Origin of the sequence: Antarctobacter sp., from assembly GCF_034670325.1 — a bacterium.
Classification (GTDB): domain Bacteria; phylum Pseudomonadota; class Alphaproteobacteria; order Rhodobacterales; family Rhodobacteraceae; genus Antarctobacter.
Genome location: NZ_JAXMNR010000009.1, coordinates 136581 through 153967, shown reverse-complemented (window position 1 = coordinate 153967; position 17387 = coordinate 136581). Strand labels below are relative to the sequence as shown.

Here is a 17387-nt window from a genome sequence, read left to right as displayed (position 1 = left end):
TGTCCGCGTGGTGCGGGTCACGGCGACCGGCGAACAGGTCACGGCGTTGCACATCCCGGCGGGGCAGTTGCTGGGCATCGCCCGCGCGCTGGGGCGCGACAGCTATCCCGCAACGGCCGTGACGGCGACCGAGTCTATCGCGCTCAGTTGGCCGACGCGATTGTGGGACACATTCGTGGCCGAATATGACGGCTTTGCCACTGAGACTTACAAGACCCTGGGCCACCGCGTCGGAGAGATGAACACCCGCATCGTCGAATTGGCCACTCAGCAAGTCGAACAGCGGGTGGCAAACGCGCTGCTTCGGCTGGTCAACCAGACAGGTCGCAAGGTCGAGGGCGGGATAGAGATCGATTTTCCGATCACGCGCCAGGACCTTTCGGAATTGACGGCGACAACCCTGCACACCGCCAGCCGCCTTCTCAGCGGGTGGGAAAAACTGGGGCTGGTGGAAAGCAAGCGCAAGCGGATCAAGGTCTGCGATCCGCACGCTCTGGTTCTGTTGAGCCAAGGCCACTAACACAAGATACCGGTCAGACGCTCCCTTCGATCGCCGCGCGCAGCTCGGCGACAAAGGTGTCCTGATCAAGGTGATATTCGGCGCAGGCGTCGGTGATCGTGTGGAACGGTGCAATCAGGCACCCCACACAAAGCATCCCGTGCTGCAGGAAAACCGATACCGTCTGGGGCCACTGATTCATTAAGTCTGACAAAGGCAGGTCGGGGTCGTCAAAGCGCGGGCTGCTCATGGCATATCCTTTCATGGATATGATCCACATCTTTCCGTTCTAAATGTTGTTCTGGCGCAAACTTTGACGTTTGGGGCCGCGCTAAGCGTGGGTGACCTGAATGACAAGGAGGCCGGACATGGCTGAATTCCTAACCAAGTCACGGGCGCGCAACGTTTTCTATGGGGGCTCGATCTTTTTCGTGGTCGTCTTCATCGCGTTGACCGTGCACAGCCACCGCTACGTGGTGACAACATCAACCGCCGGCATGCCGCTGACCGAAGAGGTGGCGCTGGGCAAGCATGTGTGGGAGCGGCATTCCTGCATCAACTGCCACTCGCTGCACGGCGAAGGCGCGTATTTCGCGCCCGAGGTCGGCAACGTCATGACCCGCTGGGGCGTGCTGGACGATCCCGAAGGTGCCTATGAAATCCTTGACGGCTGGATGAAGGCACAGCCCTCGGGCGTCGAGGGTCGCCGCCAGATGCCATATTTCGAGATCACCGAAGAAGAGATGCGCGGGCTGGCCGAATTCCTGCGTTGGGCCGATCAGACCGACACCCAGGGCTGGCCGCCCAACGATGCCGGCTAAGGAGGACAAACCAATGAAATACCAATCACAAAAGGTGGCGCTGGCCTACTTCGTCTGCGCGATGGCCTTGTTCGGCATTCAGGTGCTGGGCGGTCTTCTCGCGGGCTGGATCTATGTCTCGCCCAACTTTCTGTCGGAACTATTGCCGTTCAACATCATCCGCATGATCCACACCAACGCGCTGATCGTCTGGCTGCTGCTGGGTTTCTTCGGGGCAGCCTATTTCCTGATTCCCGAGGAATCAGAGCGTGAGATCTATTCGGTCAAGCTGGCCTATCTGCAGTTGATCATCCTGATGGTCGGCACGCTGGGGGCCGTCGGCAGCTATCTTGTCGGCATCCACGGCGGGCGCGAATTTCTTGAACAACCTCTCTGGGTCAAGTTCGGGATTCTCGTCGCGGCGCTGATCTTCCTGTTCAACATCTCGATGACCGTGCTGGCGGGCAAGAAGACGGCAATCACCAACGTGCTGCTCATGGGCCTGTGGCTGTTGTCGCTGCTCTGGGTCTTTGCCTTCATCAACCCCGACAACCTCAGCCTAGACAAAATGTACTGGTGGTTTGTCGTGCACCTCTGGGTCGAGGCGACCTGGGAATTGGTGATGGCGTCGATTCTTGCCTTCTTGCTGCTGAAACTAACCGGCGTGGACCGCGAAGTGGTCGAGAAATGGCTGTATGTCATCGTCGCCACGGCGCTGTTCTCGGGCATCCTTGGCACCGGGCACCACTTTTACTGGATCGGTCTGCCGGGCTACTGGCAGTGGATTGGCTCCATCTTCTCGACGTTTGAGGTGATCCCGTTCTTCCTGATGATGAGCTTTGCTTTTGTCATGGTCTGGAAGGGCCGCAAGAACCACCCCAACAAGGCCGCCCTTTTGTGGTCGCTGGGGTCCAGCACGGTCGCCTTTTTTGGCGCGGGCGTCTGGGGCTTTCTGCACACCCTGCATGGCGTGAACTTCTACAGCCACGGCACGCAGATCACCGCCGCGCACGGGCACCTGTCCTTTTACGGGGCCTATGTGGCGCTGAACCTTGCGATGTTCACCTACGCAATGCCGATGCTGCGCGGACGTGAACCGTATAACCAAGTGCTCAACATGGTGTCGTTCTGGTTGATGACCGGAGGCATGGCGTTCATGACCTTTGTGCTGACGTTTGCCGGGACCATCCAGACGCATATGCAACGCGTCATCGGCGACTACTACATGGACGTGCAAGAGGGCTTGTCGCTCTTCTACATGATGCGCTTTGGTGCTGGCCTCGCGGTGGTCATCGGTGCGCTGTTGTTCATCTACTCGATCCTTGTGGTGCGCAAACGTGAGATCATCACCCCCGGTGCGGCCAACCCCGCTGTTGGAGGTTGAGATGAACATGCAAACCACGCCGACCCTGCCGTTCTACCAGCCCGCCGCCAAAGAGTGCGCGCTTTTCGAGACGGCCTATGACAACGGTTTGCCCCTTCTTCTGAAGGGGCCGACCGGCTGCGGCAAAACACGTTTTGTCGAACATATGGCCGCACGGCTTGGCAAGTCACTGTACACAGTGGCCTGCCATGACGACCTGTCGGCGGCGGACCTTATCGGGCGCTACCTGCTGAAAGGGGGCGAGACCGTCTGGGTAGACGGTCCCCTGACCCGCGCGGTGCGCGACGGCGGCATCTGCTACCTTGATGAGGTGGTCGAGGCCCGCAAGGACGTGACCGTGGTGCTGCACCCGCTCACCGACACGCGGCGCACCCTTATGATCGACCGCACAGGAGAGGAACTGGTCGCCCCCAAGGGCTTTATGTTGGTCGCCTCCTACAACCCAGGCTACCAGAACGTGCTGAAACGGCTGAAACCGTCGACGCGCCAGCGGTTCCTGTCGATCTCCTTCGATTTTCCGGGGGAAGAGGCGGAAATCGCCGTGGTGTCACGCGAAAGCGGGCTGGAACCGGGGCGCGTTGCCCCCTTGGTGCGGTTGGCAGGCCGGATCAGGACGCTGTCGGGCATGGATCTTGAGGAAGGCGTTTCAACCCGTCTGCTGATCTATGCCGCCACGCTGATGGCCGGTGGCATGGGCGTCGATCAGGCGCTGGAGGCCGCTATCGTGCAACCCCTCAGCGATGAACCCGACGTGGGCGTGGCGCTGCGGGATCTGATCTCGACAATCTACGGGTGATAAAGATGCGCCTCTCCGATCTCATGGAACCAGAAGAGACCGTCGGAAATCTCTGGCACGATATGGCCAACGGGATTGGAAAGGCCGTCACCTACCCCGAGTCGGGCGTCACGCTTGGCTCGGTCCGGCCCAGCCTGTCGGTGCTGTTTCGCGCTTTGGGCGGGGCGGCAGGGGTCGAACTGACCGAGGCACCGGCAACCCTTGTCCGCCACCGCATGCCGATACGGCGCAAGCTGGGCGCGGAACAAGACCGCGAATGGGTGGCGCAGTACGATGGCGAACGCCTGTCCCTGCCGCCGCTCCTCGCCGATTTTCCAGAGGCGCGTCTGAACCGCGCCGCCTATTTCTGGCTGGTGGCGCTGGCCGCCGTCAGCGATCTTTCCGAACTGGACCTTGACTCAGAAGGCCCGGCGCTTGATTGCGTACAGATCCGCGCCAATGCCGCCGCCGCCGATGCCGCCTATGCGGTCTGCCCCGGGCTGCGGGGACACTATGCCGACATCGCCGAACTCTGTGCCGCCGCACGGCCCGACCTGACACGCCCCGCACAAGAGGCGATCTTTGAAACCGCGATCCGCGATCAACTCTGCGGCGGCTCACCCGTTCTCGCGTCGCCTGACACACCGCGCGGCTACAAACCCTTTGCGCCAGTGCCGATCTGGCTGCGATTTGCCGCCCCCGGCTCAGGCAGTGCCGCGACAGAGGAACAGGCCGATCCAGCCGCCCCGCCGCCTACCGCCGCGCTGACCAGCCGCAAGCTGGGCATGCGCAAGGATCAGGACCAGCAGAACCGCAAGGACAGCTTTATCATCCACCGGTTCGAATCGATCCTGTCCTGGGTCGAGTCGATGAACATCAACCGCAGCGTCGACGATGACGACGACGAGAACGCCCAGAAGGCAGCTGACGATCAGGACAACATCACCCTGTCGAAACACGACCGAAAGGCCGCCACACGGCTGCGCCTGCATTTGGATCTTTCGCCCGCCGATGCCGACCATGAGGCGCTTGCCGGCGAACACACCTATCCCGAATGGAACCATCGTTCGCGCAGTTACATGGACGGCCATTGCCGGGTGCTGGACGCCCCCGCGCAGCCCGACGCCGCCCATCCCTACCGCGCGGATGAGCGCCGCATCCGCGAGGTGCGCCGCCAGTTCGAGGCGCTGCGCCCGCGCCGCATCCTGCAACCGCGTCAGGTGGACGGGTCAGAGCTGGATCTTGACGCGCTCTTGACCGCGCGCGCCGATCTGGTCGCCACCGGGCGCGGATCGGATCGTATCTGGCAAAGCGCCCGCCAGACCGAACGTGACCTGTCGGTCGCCTTCCTGATCGACACCTCACGCTCGACAGAGGCGGCCATCGGCGACACCTCGGTGATCGAGGTCGCACGCGAGGCGATGGCCGCGCTGGCCGCAGGCATCGACGCCGCAGGCGACCGGTTGGGTATATGGGGTTTTTCCTCGCTCCGCCGTGACCGGGTGTTCCTGACCCGGTGCAAAGATTTCGACGCACCGATGAATGCCGCGATCACCGCCAATATCGGCGCGTTGAAACCCGGCCATTACACGCGACTTGGCGCGGCCATCCGCCATGCCAGCGCGCAACTGGCGGCGGAACCGTCCGCCCGCAAGCTGCTGATCGTGCTGACCGACGGCAAGCCAAACGATCTGGACCACTACGAAGGCCAGCACGGGATCGAAGACAGCCACATGGCCGTGCGCGAAGCCCGCCTTGCAGGCCACGCCCTGCACGGCGTCATCATCGACGAGGACGGACAGGACTGGTTCGCCCGCATCTTTGGACGTGGCGGTTTCACGCTATTGCCCAACCCAGAGCGCCTGACCCGCGCCTTGCTCGACATTTATCGCAGACTCACACAGGAGACCTGACATGCGCAAAATTTACATCCTCCCCGCCTTTTTCGCGGCCCCCGCATGGGCCGAAGGATTCGACCGCCCGATCCCGCAGGCGCAATCCGCCACCGCAGAGTTCTGGTACGCCCTCGCCTGTATCGCGCTGGTCCTGTCCATGATCGCGGTGCAGCGGTTGGTGTCCCGGCGATGACCGGGCGCGGCTGGTCCACGCGCCAGATCGCTCTGGCGCTGTACCCGTTTGGGGCGGGCGCGATGGGCGTGAACGTGTTCTTTGCCGCGCTGATCTTTAGCTGGGTCGGCGGACCGATCTTGTCGACCGGCTGGGCCATCGCCATCGGCTGTGTGATCGGCGTTCCGGCCACATGGGCCTTTGCCCGCCACATCCGTCACCTGATGGACGCGGCCGACGCTCAAGCGTCAGACTGAAAGGAGCCCGTTATGGCACTGAGTTCCGCAGAGCAAATGCGCGCATGGCGGGGGCCGGCGCTGTTCAGTTTCGGGTTCCGTCCCTTCTTTCTGTTCGGTGCGATCTGGGCGGCTTTTGCAATGGTCCTCTGGATCATGGCGCTGTCGGGTGCGCTGGACCTGCCAACGCGGTTCGATCCGGTGTCGTGGCATGCGCATGAATTCCTTTTTGGCTACCTTGGTGCGGTTCTGGCGGGCTTTTTGCTGACCGCCGTGCCGAACTGGACCGGTCGTCTGCCGCTGGTGGGCTGGCCCTTGGCGGCGCTCTTTGCGCTGTGGGGCGCAGGGCGCGTAGCGGTGCTGATTTCCGCCTTTCTGCCGCCGGGGATTGCGGCGGGGACGGACCTGGCCTTTCCACTGGTCCTTGGCGCGGTGATCCTGCGAGAAATTGTGGCGGGCAAGAACTGGCGCAACCTGATGGTGCTGGGGCTGCTGACGATCTTCACGGTGGCCAATGCGCTGTTTCACCTAGAGGCCGCGCGCGGCGACTATGCGGCGCAGGGGACAGGCCTGCGCCTAGGCTTGGCCACCGCGATCATGATGATCGGTGTCATCGGCGGGCGTATCATCCCGTCCTTCACCCGAAACTGGTTGGTCAAAGAGGGTCGCGCCGCACGACCCACGCCACCGATGCAGCGCTTTGACAAAGCCGTGCTGTTGGCCAGCGTCGCGGGTCTGCTCCTGTGGGTGTTGTTACCTCTGGAGCCGATCACGGCCGTCCTCCTGCTGGCTGTCGGCGCCTTGCACCTAATGCGACTGTCACGCTGGCAGGGTCAACACACCGGGGCAGAACCGCTGGTCTGGGTGCTGCATGTCGCCTACGCCTTTATCCCGATGGGCGCGATTGCGCTGGGGCTCGCCGGCTTGACCGGCACCGGAACCGCCGCCGCGCAGCACCTATGGATGGCCGGGGCCATCGGGTCGATGACCTTGGCGGTGATGACGCGGGCGACGCTGGGCCACTCAGGGCAACCGCTGCTGGCCGACCGCTGGACACTGGCGATCTACCTGTCGTTCTTCGGCTCCGTGACGGCGCGGTTCGGGGCGGACGCGGTGCCGGTACTCATCCATGTTTCCGGCCTGTTGTGGCTCATTGCCTTTGGCGGGTTTGCCGTGGCTTATGGCCGCCTGTTGCTGCGCGAAAGGACCAAGGGGTAATAGATGAGCTGGACCGGATTTGCCGCCGTTTTCGTGGCGTTTTTCCTGACCCATTCCATCCCGGTACGCCCAGCCGTCAAATCGCGGATCGTGGGCGTGGTGGGCGCGCGGGGGTTCACGATTGGCTATTCCGCGCTGTCGATCGGAATGCTGGCGCTGCTGATCTGGGCCGCGGGACAGGCGCCCTATATACAGCTTTGGCCGCAGATGGGCTGGCAGCGGCACCTGGTGCATGTGGGGATGCTGGCGGTCTGTCTGATCCTGGCGCTGTCGATTGCGCGGCCCAATCCCTTTTCCTTCGGTGGCGCGCGAAATACCGAATTTGATCCCTCGCGCCCCGGCATCGTGCGTTGGCTGCGCCATCCGATCCTGCTGGCGCTGGCGCTCTGGGCCGGGTTGCACCTGCTGCCGAACGGAGACCTTGCCCATGTGATCCTGTTCGGCGTGCTGGGGACCTTTGCGATCGCGGGGCGTGCGATCATCGACCGCCGCAACCGCCGCCTGAAGGGGGCCGCCGTCTGGAAGGATCTGCGCAGCCGCGTGGCATCTGGACCGCGCTTTCATGCGCCTCTCTCTTGGGGTGGCCTTGGCATCCGCCTTGGTCTGGCCGTGGCGGGCTTTACCTTGCTGCTATGGATGCATCCCGTGGTAATCGGCGTATCGGCCCTTTGACGCGGGCGTCAAACCACCAATTCAAGCGGTGATCATGGTCAGCAGAGGCGCAGCCCGGCCAAGGTGAAGGCCAAGGCCGCCTCTGGAGCACGTCCAGTCACGCTGTCAGCTTTTTATCCCTGCCGCAGACGCTGATCGCTTGCATCCTTGGCCAATGCCGCCATCCGGTAGAAGCCATGCGCCATCTTGGAATAGGGCGTGAGCAGGAAAAAGGTCAGAACAGCCCCAAGGTGCAATTGCAGTAGCCAGCCAACCGACCCGGTCCCGGACGCCGCGTAAAGCGCCAAGCCCGACGCCGCCACGACAAAGAGCAAAGCAACAAAGGCCATCTCCCCTCCCCAAGCTGATGGTGCGCCAAGGTTCGGGTCTGCCTTGGTCTTGAGCCACGCCAGCCCCGCCGTTCCGAGGCAAAGCAACAGCCCGCCCGGCACACCCAGCAGTTTGGGAAGGCTGAAGAACCCGTAAGGAGCCTCCATCCCAAAGACATAGTGGAGCAGCGTCCCGCTGGAGGTCGACGCAAAGCACAGCAAAAAGCCGTAGAGCACCGCCTGATGAAAGTGCCGCCGCGCCTGACTGAACCGGTCCTCATCCTCGAAATTGCAGCCATCGCCATGGCCGCCTTCGAGGTTCTTCATCCGACCGGCAGAGCGCATGGCCGCCCCGACATCAGACAGTGTAACCCCCTGCCCGCCCACCGTGCGCCAGTAGTCTCGCAACGACACAGCAATCGCGGCCAACGGCAGCAAAAATGCAGGTGCAAAGATCGCGACCATCAATCCGTGGGACATGGAGGCATAAAACCCTTCGCCACTGGCGGGCCGCAGCCCCTGCGCCAGCGCAAAGATCAGGGCAAAGCCCAGAACCAACCCAGCGGCGATCAACACGCCGCTGCGGTCAAAAAGATTGCCAAAGCCTGCGGGCCAAGCGTGGGCCTTCCAGCTGTCTTGCCGAACCTCGGCCAGCGCCTTGGGCAGGTTCAGGTCAAACTCATGCGGGGCGGTGTATTGGCAAGCATAGTAACACCCCCGGCAGTTATGGCAGAGGTTCGCCAGCTGCGTGATGTCGCCATCGCTAAAGGCGCGCTCGCGATGCAGCGCGGGAAAAACGCTGCAATACCCTTCGCAATAACGGCAGGCGTTGCAGATTTCTGACTGGCGGCGCGCCTCGGCGATCAGGTCAGGTTGCATTTGCATGGGTCGCGGCCTCCTTGCCTGCGATGCGTCCAAAGACGGTTCCGATGGTCATGCCGAACCCGGCAAGATACCCTTGGCCAAGGATCGACCCCGCCATGGTTTCGCCAGCAGCCCAAAGATTGCTGACAGGCCGATTGCCGACCGAACATTGCGCGTGGTCATCCACCTTCAGACCCAAATAGGTAAAGGTGACGCCGGTGCGCAGCGAATAGCCATAAAACGGCGCTTCGGTGATGGGGCGGGCCCAGTTGGTCTTGGGCGGGTTCAGCCCTTGGGTGGATACGCCGTCCAATTCCGTCGGGTGGAAATCGGCCGTGTCACCGCAGGCATTGTTGAACTCATCCACGGTTGCGCGCAGCGCCTCTGGCGGCAGGCCCATCTTTTCGGCCAATTGCTCCAGCGTGTCCGCCTTGATCGGCGGAAAGACCGAAGGCATGAACAGTTCCAGCGATTTGGCGTCGATAATGACGTAACCGACTTGATCGGGTTGTGCCGCGACAAGGCGCCCCCAGATTGCGTATCGCTTGGGCCAGACGTCCTCACCCTCATCGTAGAACCGCTGCGCATCCTTGTTCACGACGATGGAAAAGGGCACGCAGTCCAGCCGCGTGACGATCCCGCCGTCGAATTTGGGCGCGCGGCCGTCGATGGCGACAGCGTGGCATTGGGTCGGGTCGCCCACTTGTTCGACGCCTTGATCCAGCAGATCGGCCAGTACGACGCCCCGATTGTAAGGTGTGCCGCGAATGAGAAAGTTCTTGGCCGCAGGTCCCCACGCGCGGGCCAGCCAATCGGTATCCGCCTGAAAGCCGCCGGCGGCGACAACCACGGATTTCGCGACGATCCGCTGGGTCTGTCCGTTCTGGGTAACCTCAAGCCACGCGATCCGGTCGTCATCCAGTTCCAAATGGGTCACGGCGGCCTCATAGCGCACCTCAACCCCCAGCTTTTCGGCGGTGCGGTAGTAGGCGTTCACAAGACCTTTGCCACCGCCGAGGAAAAACGCGTTGGTTCGCGCCAGTGACAGCGTTCCAGACAGCGACGGTTGAAACCGCACGCCGCGCTCTTGCATCCACGGCAGGCACGCCTCCGAAGTGCGGATGGCCAGCCGTGCCAACCCCTCGTCGGTCTTGCCGTCTGTGACTTTCATCAGATCGGCGAGGTATTCCTCCTCGGTGTAGCTGTCGACCAACGGGCCAAGCGGACCATGGTGCATACAGCGAAAGTTGCGTGTGTGGCGCGAGTTTCCGCCGCGATAGGGTTTCGGTGCGGTTTCGAGGATGAGAACACGGGCACCGGCCTCTGCGGCGGTCATTGCGGCGCAGAGCGCGGCGTTGCCGCCGCCAATAACCGCGACATCCCATTGCTCGGGCCGGTCCCCCGGAGTGGCTGTCATAGCTTGTCCTTTCAGAAGTCGTCCATGCCGCGGTCTCGTTCCCGCAGCGTTCGTATGCGCATACGCTGCGCGGCCTCGATATGGGCACGCATGGCCGTTTCCGCCGCCGCCCCGTCCCGTACCATGAGTGCCTCCAGAAGGTGGCGATGCTCCTCAACGGCCTCAACGGCGCGGGCACTGTCATACAGCTGTGACGGCCCGAGGATCATCAGCGCCCTTTGCAGCGACAGCATCGACCGGGCAAGAAAGCGATTCTTGGCCGCATCCAACAACGTTGCATGGAAAATGCGATTGAGGCGTGAGGCTTCTGGCCCGGTGCCCGCACCGGCCAGTTGCTCGTTCAGTGCAGCCAGTTCCAGAAGTTCGACTTCGGACGCCGCGCGCGCCGCCAGCCGCGCGGCGGTGCCTTCCAATACGGCGCGCATCTCATACAGTTCCATGACCTCGGCGTAGTCGAGTTTTCGCACACTGGCACCGATGCGCGGCAAATGGGCCACCAGCCCATCTGCCTCAAGCTGGCGGATCGCCTCGCGCACGGGTGTTCGGCTGACGCCAAGACGCTCGGCAAGCTCGGTCTCGCGCAGGCGTTCACCCGGCATCAACCGGCCTTCGCGAATCTCATCCAGCAGCCGCTGGTAGGTCGCATTGCCCTGCGAAGCACCCCCGTTCTGCGCCTCGTCTTCCGTGCTCATACGCATCCCCTTGCAAATTGTATGCAGATGGATACAGTTGCGCACATAGCGAGTCAATCCTGCCTAGGAGCCATTTATTGCCCCCTGTCCTTTCCCAATTGAGCCCCACCGGTCGCCGCGCTCTGACTTTCGCACTTGCCGCAGTGGGAACCGGGGTGTTCTGGCTGATTGGCCTGCCGCTGCCTTTCCTATTTGGTCCGATGGCGTTCTGCCTATTCGCAGCGCTGGCGCATTTACCGCTCAAGGGGTTCGGGCAGGTGTCAGTCGGCGCGCGCACCATCCTTGGTGTTGCGGTTGGGGCCTCGATCACGCCGGAACTGTTCGGGGAATTGCCGCGGATGGGGCTGTCGATCGCGCTAATTCCGGTCTTTATTACCTTGATCGGGTTGGTCGGGGTGCCGTTCTTTCGCAAGATCTGGGGGTTTGATGCGCCCACCGCCTATTACGCCGCCATGCCCGGCGGACTGCAGGATATGGTGATCTTCGGGACAGAGGCCGGAGGCAATCCCCGCACCTTGTCACTCATCCACGGCACCCGAGTCCTGATCATCGTAACGCTGGCCCCCTTCTTCCTGACGCATTTCTACGGTGCGGCCCTGACAAACCCGATTGGCGCGCCCGCGACAGAGATCCCACTACATGAACTGGCGCTGATGGTTGGTGCGGCATGGGTCGGCTGGAAAGGTGGCGAAAAGATCAAGCTGTTCGGCGCGTCGATCCTTGGACCGCTGATCGTGACAGCCGTCCTGTCGTTGTCGGGCTTCATCCATTCGCGCCCCCCGGCAGAGGCGATCCTACTGGCGCAATTCTTCATCGGCGCAGGGATTGGCGTGCAATTTACCGGGGTTACATGGGGAGAACTGACCCGCGTGGTGTCGGCAGGGCTCGCTTATGTACTCTTGCTGGCGGTGCTGGCGGAAGGCTTTTCCGGGCTTGTGACGGGTCTTGGCCTTGGTCGACCGATCGACGCCTTTCTGGCCTTTGCACCGGGCGGCCAGGCCGAAATGACAGTGCTAGCCATCGTCACAGGAGCCGACTTAGGGTATGTGATCACCCACCACCTGACGCGCATCGTGCTGGTGATCGTCGGTGCGCCGGTGGTGGCGGGGATCATGCGACGGTCCAAACCTCGGGGTTGACCGTGTTTATCTTGGGCTCCGGCGCATAGGCGCACACCTGTTCAAAGACATCCGTGATACGGATTGTCGAATTCATCCTCTGCGACAAACCCGAACTGCACACCACGGCAAACGCCTTCAAGAGCCAAATCTACTGTCCCTCTTCAGTGAGACAGCAGGACAGGAATGCGGATGTCGCGCAGGATGCTGACCGTCAAACCGCCCAGCAGATCCTCGCGGAACTTGGAATGTTCATAGGCTCCCATGACCAGCAATGAGGGATCGTGGCGGTCACAATAGGACAGGATCGACGCGGCTACGGCGTGACCATCGGGCCATCCGTGATGGACCGTCTCAACACCATGGCGCGACAGATGTAGCATCAACGCCTCCAGTTCGGACACCTCGCCCACGGTCAGCACGCTGACCTTTCCCTGCGCCTCCAGCAGGCGCAGGCTGTCGGACAATGCGCGGGCGGCGGCGCGGCTGCCGTCCCATGCCAGCGCCGCATGACTGTGACGGGCTTCGGCGTCATAGCCTTCGGGAACCACAACAACCGGCCGCCCGGACAACAGCGCAATCTTGTCCGGGTGCAGGCGAACATGCTCGTCATCGTCATCCATCTGGCGTCCGACAAGGATCATGTCATAGGACCGGGCCGCCTCGGACAGGGTTTTGTCGACGCGACCAGGGCGCGCCTCAAAGCTGAGCGCATCGCCAAGGCCCAACTCGGGGCGCAGCGCATTCAGGCGGTCCTCGATGGCCGTCAGGATGCCTAGCTTGGCTTCGGCCAGCAGATTGCGGGCCTCCTGCGGAATCCAGCGTGAGCGCGTGTCAAAGGTCTCATGGGTCGAATGCGCCAGCATCGCCGTGACATGAGCGCCGCGTTCGCGGGCCATCGACGCGGCATAGCGCAAGGCAGCCTCAGAGGTTTCGGACCCGTTGAAGGCCACGAGAAGGTTCATGATCGGCATGTCAGGCGCCTTTCCAGATGCGAGAGGGCACAAAGACGTTCCCGTCGGCCAGCTTGCGCGCGGTACGCAGAAGACCAGCTGAGTTGAGAGAAAAACCGTCGGCGGTGTCGAAATCCACCAGAACTTCGATGGTGCCGGAAGGATGTTCCAGCACTACGTTTGCGGGGCTGTCTGTGGGGCGGTCCAGCATCCCGTCGGCGACAGTCCCCGGCGTCAGCGCGCAGGAGGCAAGGCACTGAGACCCTGTGACCGCCATACTGGGATGCGTGTTCCACGGCATAAAATAGCGAGTGGCGATGGTGCCACCGTCCTTTGACGGAGCAAGGATGGCGAACTTGGGTGTGACGGATTTAGTGACGTCGCCCATGCCCATGCGCTTGCCCGCCTCGATGCGGATCGCCTCGAACCGGGCAAAGAAATCGGTGTTCGCGTCCAGTTCGCCGGCGGTCTCGTAACCCGTCAGGCCAAAGTCAGCGGCCCGGGCAATCACGATCGGCATCGCCACGTCCATGCAGGTGACTTCGATCCCGTCAATTCTGTCGCGCAGGTTTCCGGTCGGCAGGAATTTGCCCGTAGAGGACCCCACCACCCCCATGAAGTTCAGTGCAATCGGGGCCGCAGCCCCGGGCACACCAGCAATTTCGGTCTGCCCTTCGTAGGTCAACGCGCCGCCGGGGGTTTGCAAACGGGCCAGAACCCGCGCACCGGTGTTCACGGCGCGGATCCTGACCTCTGTCGCATCACCTGTTGGCGTGATCAGACCCATCTCGATGGCGGCGGGGCCGACACCGGACAGTATATTGCCGCAGGTGGGTTTGAAATCCACCAGCCGATCCTCAACCGAGACCTGTGCAAAGAAATAGTCCACGTCGGCCCATTCGTCCTCGGACACCGACAGCATGGCGACCTTTGTCGTGACCGCCGCACCGCCGCCGATGCCGTCGATGTTCAGCGGGTGCCCCGAACCTACGGCGGCAATCAGCACCTCGGCCAGTGTCTCACGGTCCTTGGGCAGGTCCGCGCGCCGAAAGTACGGCCCGCGCGACGTGCCACCTCGCATGAAGATAAAGGGAATACCGGTTTGCGTCATGACAATCCTCCGATCATTTCAGCGGCCATGGAAGGTCTGCGTAGTTCTGCAACAGCCCCGGCGGGAAGTCGCGGTTCAGCGCCCCGGCCATCAGGCACATCAACGCGATGCCCGCTGCCGTCAGGATCAGCGTCTGCGCCCACCCCGATTGTGCGCGCACCCGCAGGAAGGCGATCAGAAAGCCCACAAGCGCAAGGATAAAGCCGACAAACCATGTCGCGACGATCAATCCAACGAACCACGCCAGTGTCGACCACAGGCCATAGGGCGCATCGGCGTCTTCCCCCGCCACTTCCTTGTCGGCAAAGATCGAGTCCGTCTCGGGCCGCAGGATCATCTGCACCATCAGGATCAGGCAACACGTCAGCGTAATCCCCCCGATGACCAAGGGTATGATCTTGTCGGTCATATTGTAGTCAGGGATCATGTTGGCGTTGACCAGAGCAGCAACGGCATAGGCCGTGATGACCATCAAGAAGACGATGGGCGCACGCTTGGAGCCAGACTTGACGTCACCTTCGGCCATGATGGATTTGGCCTGACGGATGCCCAGCACAACCGACACCACCGTCACGATGATCAGGATGATCACGATGGGCGAAAAGATGTAGTCCATGCCTTCTTCGAACGATTTGCGGAACCGGAACGAGGCGATCTGGAACGCCTGGTTCGAGAATTTCTCGACTGGGTTGGACAACACGAAACCGATCAGGAAGGCCGGGCGCGACCAGTCGAACCGGCGCAGGAAGATGCCGATCATGCCAATGGCCAAGAGCGCCAGCAGGTCTTCGAAGTTCTGCCCGGACTGGAACGCCGCGAAAGAGATCAGCATGAACAGGAACGGCGCGAGGTAGGTAAAGCGGATCGTCGTCAGCTTGGCGATGCCGCCAGAGGCCGCGATGCACAGCAGGGTGCCGACCACGTTTGCCAGTGCCAGCAGCCAGACAATCGAATAGGTAATGTCTAGATTGTCACGCAGCATCGACGGTCCGACCTCGATGTCGCCGGAGCCCAGCAGGGCAATCGCCCCGATGAAGATCGCCATAGACCCGGAGCCGGGGATACCGAACAGCAAGGTGGGGACAAGGCCGCCGCCTTCCTTGGCGTTGTTCGAGCTTTCCGGCCCGATCACGCCGCGGATTTCGCCTTTGCCGAAGTTCGACTTGTCCTTGGTGGTCTGCACCGCGTGGCCATAGGCGATCCAGTCGACGACCGACCCACCAAGACCCGGAATGACGCCGACCAGCACGCCGATCAGTGAACAGCGCACGGACAGCCATTTGTTGGCGACCCAGTCGCGCACGCCGTCCATCCAGCCAGAGCCAAGCGAGGCGTCTTTGGCGATGGACCGGTCCTGCCGTAAAAGCGAAACAATCTCTGGGATGGCAAAGATGCCCAAACCCACGATCACCAGCATCAGCCCGTCCGTCAGATAGGGGATGTCATAGGATGCCATCCGCAGGCTACCGCCGGCGTCTGCCTCTCCGATAGTACCGATAAGCATGCCCAAACCAGCTGCCGCCACACCTTTGAGCGCAACACGCCCGGCCAGAACCGCGACCATCGACAGGCCCAGTATCGAGATCATCAGCATTTCTGGCAAACCAAAGGCCAGCACGATAGGACGCGCGATCAGGATAAAGAGTGTCAGGAACAGCGCGCCAACAAGCCCGCCAAACAGCGACGAGGTAAAGGCCGCCGACAGCGCGCGCGCCGCCTGCCCCTTCTTGGCCATCGGAAAGCCGTCCAGAACCGTCGCCTGCGAGGCCGAAGACCCGGGAATGCCCATAAGAACAGAGGCGAAGGTGTCTGAGGTTGGCACCACGGCGACCATGCCGATCATCAGGGCAAGACCCAGTATCGGGTCCATGCCAAACATGAAGGGCAGCAACAAGGACAGGCCTGCAATGCCGCCAAGACCGGGGAAGACCCCCACGGCAAGGCCCATGACAACACCAAGAACAAGATACCCAAGCACCATAGGTTGTAAGATCAGGGCCCATGCATCGGCGAGTGCCGGCAGGGCGGTTGCGAACGCGTCCATCGCAGCCCCTCATTTATCAAAATGTGAAAAGGGAAACGGCCCCGGGAGGTATCCCGAGGCCGCTGGAGGTCAGGCTTATTTCAGCGAAACGCCATAGGCTTCTTGAAGCCAGTTCGTGACAAATGCCTTGGCCTCTGGCGAAACGGTGGTGCCGGCCACGGTGGCTTTCTTGGCGCCTTCACCCACGAAGACCGGGTACTTGCCAACCTGACCCGCGGCCAGTTCGGCGAAACCGTCTGCCTTGCGGACCGCGTCGAAAGCGGTCGTATAGGCATCGACGACGTCCTGCGGCGTGTCGCCGGGCAGGAAGGCGATTTTTTGCACCGGGAAGCCCGAGACAAAGAACGCTTTCCATGCATCCCAGGACTCTCCGCTGGTTTCGCAACCATCGGTCGCTTCGCAGACTTCCTTGAAGGTCGGGATATCCGGGAAGGTCGGGTCACGCACGATGTTGCCGTCGTCGTCCAGCGCGCCCCAGCTCATCATCGGTACGGCAGTGCCAGCGGCGACCAGATCGGCGGAAGCGCCAAGATACGCTGACGATGTCTGGTAGTCGATGGTGGCTTCGCCGCGCTCAAACATCAGGCGACCGTCGCCACGGCCCTTGATGCCAAAAACCGGCTCGACGTTCATGCCCAGCATTTCCCATGCCAGCAGCGGCACCAGATCAAGACGAGTCGCGCCCTGCGAGCCGTAGATGAAATCGATGTCTTTCAGTCCATTGGCCGACCCGTCGAACTTGGCGCCGTCCTTGGCGTTCAGATAGGCCACGCCCCCGGTGCCGGATGCCATGACCGGGGTCCAGTCGCTGTACTCATACCGCACACGGGGATCGCCCAGCAAATAGGGGAACTGGGTAGAACCGGAGGTGCCGAACAGCAGGGTGCCGTCATCGTGTTTCTGGTTCTGGAACCAGTTCGCGCCTTTGGTCGAACCCGCACCCGGCATGAACTTGACCACGACAGTCGGGTTGCCCGGCAGTTGTGCGGACAGGAGCGGCCCAAAGAAGTTGGCCCATTTGGCCGAACCACCTGTTTCCGAGAACGGGATCACCCATTCGATGGTCTTACCCGAGAAATCGACTTCGGCCAGGGCGGGCGACGCAACCAAAAGGGCGGCGGCGGCAACTGTACTTGCGAAATTCTTGATGGTCATTGATGTCCTCCCATGGACGTATTTTGTCGTCCGGGCAGGCGCCCGGCGATGCTGTCTGACTTTCAGGGAACGAA

18 protein-coding genes are annotated in these 17387 nt (G+C 62.2%); 10 read left to right on the top strand and 8 right to left on the bottom strand.

Translation table 11 applies throughout. The annotated features are described in order from the left end of the window. Positions 1–520 (top strand): Crp/Fnr family transcriptional regulator (locus VOI21_RS20655; RefSeq protein WP_323771849.1); only part of this gene is annotated, 520 nt, incomplete at its 5' end. A 13-nt stretch (positions 521–533) separates the two neighbouring features. On the opposite strand, the gene VOI21_RS20650 is transcribed toward VOI21_RS20655, so the two are convergent. Next, positions 534–749, bottom strand: a complete 216-nt coding sequence (locus VOI21_RS20650; RefSeq protein ID WP_323771848.1) for a DUF1858 domain-containing protein — start codon at positions 747–749, stop codon at positions 534–536. A gap of 118 nt (positions 750–867) precedes the next feature. Here VOI21_RS20650 and VOI21_RS20645 point away from each other — a divergent pair, with 118 nt between their 5' ends. From VOI21_RS20645 to VOI21_RS20610, 8 genes are read left to right on the top strand one after another with little or no spacing between them, the layout of a single operon-like run. After that, positions 868–1320 carry a cytochrome c gene (locus VOI21_RS20645; protein ID WP_323771847.1) on the top strand — a complete coding sequence of 151 codons (453 nt, stop codon included), beginning with the start codon at positions 868–870 and terminating at the stop codon, positions 1318–1320. Between the two features lie 13 nt (positions 1321–1333). Then, positions 1334–2683: a cbb3-type cytochrome c oxidase subunit I gene (locus VOI21_RS20640; RefSeq protein WP_323771846.1), complete on the top strand. Its 1350-nt coding sequence runs from the start codon at positions 1334–1336 to the stop codon at positions 2681–2683. A gap of 1 nt (position 2684) precedes the next feature. Next, positions 2685–3479 (top strand): CbbQ/NirQ/NorQ/GpvN family protein, encoded by a 795-nt coding sequence (locus tag VOI21_RS20635; protein WP_323771845.1) that lies wholly within the window; start codon positions 2685–2687, stop codon positions 3477–3479. Between the two features lie 5 nt (positions 3480–3484). After that, on the top strand, positions 3485–5371 hold the full coding sequence (locus VOI21_RS20630) for a nitric oxide reductase activation protein NorD (RefSeq protein ID WP_323771844.1): 1887 nt from the start codon (positions 3485–3487) through the stop codon (positions 5369–5371). Position 5372: 1 nt separating this feature from the next. Further along, entirely contained in the window at positions 5373–5546 is a 174-nt protein-coding gene (locus VOI21_RS20625; RefSeq protein ID WP_323771843.1) for a protein NnrT, read from the top strand. Beyond that, positions 5543–5782, top strand: coding sequence for an NnrT protein (locus tag VOI21_RS20620; protein ID WP_323771842.1), 240 nt, complete (start codon positions 5543–5545; stop codon positions 5780–5782). Before VOI21_RS20625 ends, VOI21_RS20620 begins: the two co-directional genes overlap by 4 nt. A gap of 12 nt (positions 5783–5794) precedes the next feature. After that, positions 5795–6979, top strand: a complete 1185-nt coding sequence (locus VOI21_RS20615; RefSeq protein ID WP_323771841.1) for an NnrS family protein — start codon at positions 5795–5797, stop codon at positions 6977–6979. Positions 6980–6982: 3 nt separating this feature from the next. Then, on the top strand, positions 6983–7651 hold the full coding sequence (locus VOI21_RS20610) for an NnrU family protein (protein WP_323771840.1): 669 nt from the start codon (positions 6983–6985) through the stop codon (positions 7649–7651). A gap of 113 nt (positions 7652–7764) precedes the next feature. Here VOI21_RS20610 and tcuB read toward each other — a convergent pair whose 3' ends face one another. Genes tcuB through VOI21_RS20595 form a run of 3 tightly spaced genes read right to left on the bottom strand, consistent with a single transcriptional unit; the run spans position 7765 to position 10932 of the window. Beyond that, the gene (gene tcuB / locus VOI21_RS20605) at positions 7765–8844 is read right to left on the bottom strand and encodes a tricarballylate utilization 4Fe-4S protein TcuB (RefSeq protein ID WP_323771839.1); all 1080 of its coding nucleotides are present in this window, start codon (positions 8842–8844) and stop codon (positions 7765–7767) included. Beyond that, on the bottom strand, positions 8828–10240 hold the full coding sequence (tcuA, locus tag VOI21_RS20600) for an FAD-dependent tricarballylate dehydrogenase TcuA (RefSeq protein WP_323771838.1): 1413 nt from the start codon (positions 10238–10240) through the stop codon (positions 8828–8830). Before tcuA ends, tcuB begins: the two co-directional genes overlap by 17 nt. Before the next feature lie 11 nt (positions 10241–10251). Continuing rightward, entirely contained in the window at positions 10252–10932 is a 681-nt protein-coding gene (locus VOI21_RS20595; protein WP_323771837.1) for a GntR family transcriptional regulator, read from the bottom strand. A 155-nt stretch (positions 10933–11087) separates the two neighbouring features. Between VOI21_RS20595 and VOI21_RS20590 the strand changes: the two genes are divergently transcribed. Continuing rightward, positions 11088–12071: an AbrB family transcriptional regulator gene (locus VOI21_RS20590; protein ID WP_416358997.1), complete on the top strand. Its 984-nt coding sequence runs from the start codon at positions 11088–11090 to the stop codon at positions 12069–12071. Positions 12072–12214: 143 nt separating this feature from the next. On the opposite strand, the gene VOI21_RS20585 is transcribed toward VOI21_RS20590, so the two are convergent. From VOI21_RS20585 to VOI21_RS20570, 4 genes are all read right to left on the bottom strand, one after another. Further along, positions 12215–13024 (bottom strand): universal stress protein, encoded by an 810-nt coding sequence (locus VOI21_RS20585; RefSeq protein WP_323771836.1) that lies wholly within the window; start codon positions 13022–13024, stop codon positions 12215–12217. Position 13025: 1 nt separating this feature from the next. Continuing rightward, positions 13026–14114, bottom strand: a complete 1089-nt coding sequence (locus tag VOI21_RS20580) for a 4-oxalomesaconate tautomerase (protein WP_323771835.1) — start codon at positions 14112–14114, stop codon at positions 13026–13028. Between the two features lie 13 nt (positions 14115–14127). Then, positions 14128–16158, bottom strand: coding sequence for a tripartite tricarboxylate transporter permease (locus tag VOI21_RS20575; protein WP_323771834.1), 2031 nt, complete (start codon positions 16156–16158; stop codon positions 14128–14130). A 75-nt stretch (positions 16159–16233) separates the two neighbouring features. Continuing rightward, entirely contained in the window at positions 16234–17313 is a 1080-nt protein-coding gene (locus VOI21_RS20570; protein WP_323771833.1) for a tricarboxylate transporter, read from the bottom strand. Between the last annotated feature and the right edge of the window lie 74 nt (positions 17314–17387).